This window comes from Bacillus haikouensis (genome assembly GCF_013179555.1).
Lineage (GTDB): Bacteria > Bacillota > Bacilli > Bacillales > Bacillaceae_B > Rossellomorea > Rossellomorea haikouensis_A.
Map to the genome: position 1 here is coordinate 1 of NZ_JABMCR010000252.1, position 5,907 is coordinate 5,907.

Genomic DNA, 5,907 nt, shown 5'->3' on the forward strand with positions numbered 1-5,907 from the left:
CCCCTTTTGTACGAAGCATTGATGCACCTTCACCGATTCGGCGGGCTGCTTCGCCCAGATCACGGCATCCGCATACAAATGGCACAGTGAAATCTCTTTTATTTAAATGGTACTCTTCATCAGCAGGCGTTAATACTTCACTTTCATCAAGGTAGTCGACACCCATTGATTCAAGTACTTTTGCTTCAACGATATGACCAATACGGGCTTTCGCCATAACCGGGATCGTTACTGCTCCCATTACTTCTTCAACAATGCGAGGGTCTGCCATTCTCGCTACTCCGCCAGCAGCACGGATGTCAGCTGGAACTCGTTCTAAAGCCATTACCGCAACTGCTCCTGCAGCTTCAGCAATCTTAGCCTGTTCTGCATTGACAACATCCATGATGACGCCGCCCTTTTGCATTTCAGCCATACCTCTTTTAACACGATCTGTACCAGTATTCATTTATGTATCCCCCTTATATTTATCCTATGCCCGTCTAAAATGTGACTAAAACAATCGGAATGATGATATTGCCCTACTGCTAAATAAACAATAAAAGCGGTGTTATGTCAAGATGAAAAACGGAGGTGGTTTACTTATAGGGTATATATATTTAATGGAAGTATCCCCATCTCCCTCATGCCCATTCATATATGAAAATAACTCCAAGTCCTGCGTTGACCTGGAGTTATTCCATTAAATTAAAACCAGCCTTTGACTGTTGACGTGACAGATCCCCAGATATCTCCGAAGAATCCACCTATAGCTCTCATCGATAAAACGAGCCAGTTTGCTTTTTCAACGCCTTCAACTGTGACGACAGATGCTTTTGCAGCATTTGCTCCTTTATCTGTCAGGTAGCCCAAGTCGTTCTTTTCTTTTGATTCAAGGATAACCTGTCCAACCTTTTCTCCTTCTTTGAAAGGGGCAGTCAGTTTCCCATCTTCATTAAGCTTTTTCTTATCCACCACAAATGCAGGCTTGTACTTATCTTCTTCACCGTTTTTCACAATCATATTCAGGGCAGAATCTGTCTTGATGCCAACTTCTTTTTCTTTCCCTTTCACTACTGGAAGTGTTTTTTGACCTTTGATTTTGTAATCGGCAGGAAGAACTTCTTCCATGGTGTAGTTGTTAAAAGCATAATCCATCATTTTTCTTGTTTCATCGAAGCGGGCGTCATAAGAATTCTGACCGGGGTCTACCTGAACATCCATCACAACAGTGATGAATCTCATATCCCCTCTTTTAGCCGTACCGGTGAAACAAGCGCCTGCAAAGTCTGTTGTACCCGTTTTAAGCCCATCCATACCCTCGTATGCACGGATTAATCCTGGAAGCATGTAATTCCAGTTATCCATTTTGAATTCATCTTCCGTACCTTCAGCAAACAATTTCTTGTCGATGCTGGATGTTTCCAACACCTCCGGGAAGTCTTTTAATAAACGGTATGCCAGGGTAGCAGTGTCCTTCGCCGACATGACGTTTTCTTCCTCCGGTCCACCTGTTACTTGATCCACATAAGGCGCCAGATCTTTATTGTTCAGACCGGATGAGTTCACAAATTTATAACTTTCCAAGCCAAGCTCTTCAGCCTTCTTGTTCATCATTTTCACAAAATTAGCTTCCGATCCCCCAACGATCTCTGCGATTGCCATCGTTGCGGCATTTGCAGATTCAATCGCCATCGCTTCATAGAGGTCCTTTACAACATATGTACCTTCTTCTCTTAACGGCACATTACTTAATCCATTGTTATGGGACATTTTTGATACGTTTGTAGGAACTGTGTATTTCTGATCCCATTTCACTTTACCTTCTTTAATCGCATCAAGCAGAAGGTATTCCGTCATCATTTTCGTCATGCTCGCAATTCCAAGAGCAGTCTCGGAATTTTTTTCATATAAAATTTTACCAGTACTTGCTTCTACTAAAATCGCAGCATTTGCGTTAACATCTAAATCTGCCTGAGCACTTGCCGGTTTTTGCACCATGCTCATTGCCATCAAAAATACCAAGAAACATATAAAAGATTTTTGAACCCAACTTCTTTTCACTTTTAGCCCTCCAAGTTTTTATGTACACCTTCGTTATTTTATCATAGTTCGAAAGGTAAGAATAGACAGAGAATATTCCTAGTTTTGGGATGGAAAAGGGGATTAACGGCCCCTTCACCCAACCTATTTCCCCATAAAAAAAAGAGCCGGTGTGTACCGGCCCTCTCCTTGTATTATGATAATGAATAGTTTGGAGCTTCTTTCGTGATTTGAACATCATGGGGATGACTTTCACGGAGACCTGCTCCTGTCATGCGGATGAACTGGGCATGTTCCCTCAATTCATAAAGGTCCTTCGTACCGCAATAACCCATTCCAGAACGGAGTCCCCCGATCAGTTGATACAATGTATCAGCCAGCGGGCCTTTGTATGGGATACGGCCTTCGATGCCTTCTGGAACAAACTTCTTCGCTTCTTCCTGGAAGTAGCGGTCCTTTGACCCTTTTTCCATGGAGCTCAAGGAGCCCATCCCCCGGTAAACTTTAAAACGCCGTCCTTGGAAGATTTCTGTTTCACCCGGGCTTTCGGATGTACCTGCAAGCAGGCTCCCGAGCATAACTGCATGTCCGCCTGACGCAAGTGCCTTCACGATGTCTCCAGAGAACTTAATCCCGCCATCGGCAATAATGGATTTGCCGTGTTTTCTTGCTTCAGTTGCACAATCATATACTGCTGTAATCTGAGGTACACCCACCCCTGCAACCACGCGCGTCGTACAGATTGAACCGGGACCAATTCCCACTTTCACAACGTCCGCTCCTGCTTCGATCAACTCTCTTGTCGCTTCTGCTGTCGCCACATTTCCTGCGACAATGTTCAACGTTGGATAAGCTGCTCGAATTTCACGCACAACAGACAATACTCCGGCTGAATGCCCATGAGCAGTGTCGATGACGATTGCATCAACGCTCGCTTTCACAAGATGCTCAACGCGTGTAAGTGTATCCTTTGAAATCCCGACTGCTGCTCCTGCCAATAAACGTCCTTGTGTGTCTTTCGCAGAGTTTGGGAATTCAATTACTTTTTCAATATCCTTGATCGTGATTAAACCTTTTAATACTCCTGCTTGATCGATAAGCGGCAGCTTTTCAATCTTATGCTGCTGTAGGATTTTTTCCGCTTCATCTAGGGTAGTGCCAACTGGAGCAGTCACCAGGTTTTCCTTCGTCATGACATCTGAAATCTGAATCGAGAAATCCTGAATGAAACGAAGGTCTCGGTTCGTTAGGATCCCGACCAATTTTTGCTCCTCTTCGTTGTTCACAATCGGAACACCGGAGATTCTATATTTGCCCATCAAGTGCTCAGCAGCAAATACTTGATGCTCAGGAGTCAAGAAGAATGGATCAGAAATAACTCCGCTTTCGGAACGCTTTACTTTATCAACCTGCTCGGCCTGCTGTTCGATACTCATATTTTTGTGAATGATCCCGAGTCCACCTTGCCGTGCCATTGAAATAGCCATTTCAGCCTCTGTTACAGTATCCATTCCAGCACTGATGACTGGCACATTAAGCTTGATGGAGTCTGTCAGCTCGACTGATATATTTACATCTTTTGGTAATACCTCGGATTTTGCAGGTACTAGTAAAACATCATCAAACGTTAAACCTTCTTTAGCAAATTTCGATTCCCACATATTTTTCGGCCTCCCTAGTCCCAAAATATTATTAGTAGGTTATCAATTGGTTAAAATACTGTCAAGAACATATGAATTAGTTTAATTTTTCAGAATAGTTAGAGGGGTGAAGAATTGGAAAGCAAACATCAACATTGGGACTTCATAAACTACTTCCAGTCTGCAGAATACTCCCAGAAGTTTCTAAAAAAATGTTATCAAAAACTCGGTTTCCATGAAGCCGATACGAAGAGCTATGACAACTGCTATTCATTCATGTACTACCTGGAACAAGGGGAGCTTTATTATAAACAAGCGCTGAATTCTCCTATATCACTTCAGCCAATTTTATTATTTTACGGATACATCCATTTTATTAAAGCGATCGTTTTAACCGAGGATCCGCTATATCCTGAAACAACCCAGGTTCTCGCTCACGGGGTAACTTCAAGAAAAAGAAAAAAGCAGCACTATCATTTTCTGCAGGACGAAGTGAAGGTTCAAAAGAATGGATTATTTTCACATTTCTCGACTCAGGTGTTCCACGCGAAACATATTATTGGTGAAAAATTGAAGATGGAGGACTTACTTGTTCAACTGCCAGAATTGGAAGAGGCTTTTACACTCTTACTTAACAAACATACGATGGTATGGTTCAATTCACGAAATGAATTGGCCTTGGATGAAGAGTTACTCAACAGGTTTCATATGTCAAAGGATTTATTTAAACAATATATTAAAGAAAAAATCAGTGGAGATATCCTAAGGGAGGCAGAAGATAAGCTCTCTGTTTCATCCGCAAGGGAACAGCTGCCTTTCAGATGGCATATGGACAAAGACCGGATGGCTCTGCCCAGCACACGCAACGAAGCAGGAACTATACCTGAGGTACTCATCCACTATGCCATTCTGTACAACCTGAGCATGATCGCCAGATATGAAACAGAATGGTGGGTCGAACTATTAAAAAATCGCACAAACGAAGATTATCCAATCATAAGGTCCTTTCTGAAAGTCACGACTCAAAAAGCGCCCTATCTCTTACTGGACATCCTCAAACAAAAAATGTAATGAAAAGAGGGAGGATCGCACTCCCTCCTCTTTCAATCAACTTTCCAATAACTTTTGAATATCACTTTCAATTTTCCGAGGGCTCGTCTGCGGCGAATACCGTTCATATACTTCGCCGTTCCTGTCCACAAGAAACTTAGTGAAATTCCACTTGATATCGGAAAGCAGCAATCCCTTCTTTTCCTTCGTCAAAAACTTAAATAAGGGATGAGCATCTTTTCCTTTCACATCTGTTTTCTTAAACATAGGAAACGACACTCCATAATTCACCTGACAAAACTCTATGATTTCTTCCTGATCATCAAATTCCTGATTCATGAACTGATCACTCGGGAACCCCAGTACTGCCAGTCCTTTTTCCCGATAATCCTCATACAGTCCCTGCAGCTCCTCAAATTGCGGAGTAAACCCGCATTTACTTGCTGTATTCACAATGAGCAATACCTGATCCTTGTAATCGGCCAAAGTCGTCTCTTCCCCATTCGATTTTGCCACTTTAAAATCATAGATTGAAGACACACTATCCCTCCTTGAACTGCTTGTTATGTAAATGATACTTCAGGTGATGGATGATAGCAATTTTGAGCGCTTGTTGACCATATACGCTCTGGTAGTCATTCTTCAACGCCTCCGTGCAAAGTCCTGTCTTATTTCAGTCTGAGAACTTATTCAAAAATAAATTGTCCATTATGACAATAAGGGTGATGTTTTGCAAAATTCAAGATGGATGCAAAAATTGAAATTCTGGTTTCGATATTAACTTTCGAATGGTGATAATAAAATCATCGTTTTCGATAATAAGTGGATAGCTGCTGCAATCGAGCGATGATTGAATGTGGAGTGAAGCGAAGGCATTTTAGAGGAATTTTGACCATTCATTCATGTCTTTATAAGATTTTGAATAAAAAAGGACAAAAAAACGGGCTTAAATAATGAAAAAGGATATATTCATGAAAATCGATGCGGTCAAATACAGAGGAGCAGACTTATAATCAAATCCGGCCACTACAAAAAAGAGTAACTCCCAAGAGCTACTCTTTCCTATTTGCCTGGCGGCGTCCTACTCTCACAGGGGGAGAGCCCCCAACTACCATCGGCGCTGAAGAGCTTAACTTCCGTGTTCGGCATGGGAACGGGTGTGACCTCTTCGCCATAGTCACCAGACGAATATTTA

5 protein-coding genes and 1 rRNA gene are annotated in these 5,907 nt (G+C 42.2%); 1 reads left to right on the forward strand and 5 read right to left on the reverse strand.

What is annotated here, in order from left to right; all coding sequences use genetic code 11:
• From HP456_RS18735 to guaB, 3 genes are all read right to left on the reverse strand, one after another.
• The coding region (locus HP456_RS18735; protein ID WP_512698777.1) for a beta/alpha barrel domain-containing protein at window positions 1–448 on the reverse strand (448 nt) is incomplete at its 3' end.
• Between the two features lie 239 nt (window positions 449–687).
• Window positions 688–1,992 (reverse strand): D-alanyl-D-alanine carboxypeptidase family protein, encoded by a 1,305-nt coding sequence (locus HP456_RS18740; protein ID WP_172253906.1) that lies wholly within the window; start codon window positions 1,990–1,992, stop codon window positions 688–690.
• 224 nt (window positions 1,993–2,216) lie between these two features.
• On the reverse strand, window positions 2,217–3,683 hold the full coding sequence (gene guaB, locus HP456_RS18745; protein ID WP_172253900.1) for an IMP dehydrogenase: 1,467 nt from the start codon (window positions 3,681–3,683) through the stop codon (window positions 2,217–2,219).
• A 114-nt stretch (window positions 3,684–3,797) separates the two neighbouring features.
• On the opposite strand from guaB, the gene HP456_RS18750 reads away from it, so the two are divergent.
• Entirely contained in the window at window positions 3,798–4,733 is a 936-nt protein-coding gene (locus tag HP456_RS18750) for a YaaC family protein (RefSeq protein ID WP_172253902.1), read from the forward strand.
• A 36-nt stretch (window positions 4,734–4,769) separates the two neighbouring features.
• Here the strand turns inward: HP456_RS18750 and HP456_RS18755 are convergent, their stop codons facing one another.
• Both HP456_RS18755 and rrf read right to left on the reverse strand, forming a co-directional pair.
• Window positions 4,770–5,252, reverse strand: a complete 483-nt coding sequence (locus HP456_RS18755) for a glutathione peroxidase (RefSeq protein ID WP_172253904.1) — start codon at window positions 5,250–5,252, stop codon at window positions 4,770–4,772.
• 528 nt (window positions 5,253–5,780) lie between these two features.
• Window positions 5,781–5,897: ribosomal RNA gene (gene rrf, locus HP456_RS18760) — 5S ribosomal RNA — on the reverse strand.
• Window positions 5,898–5,907 lie beyond the last annotated feature (10 nt).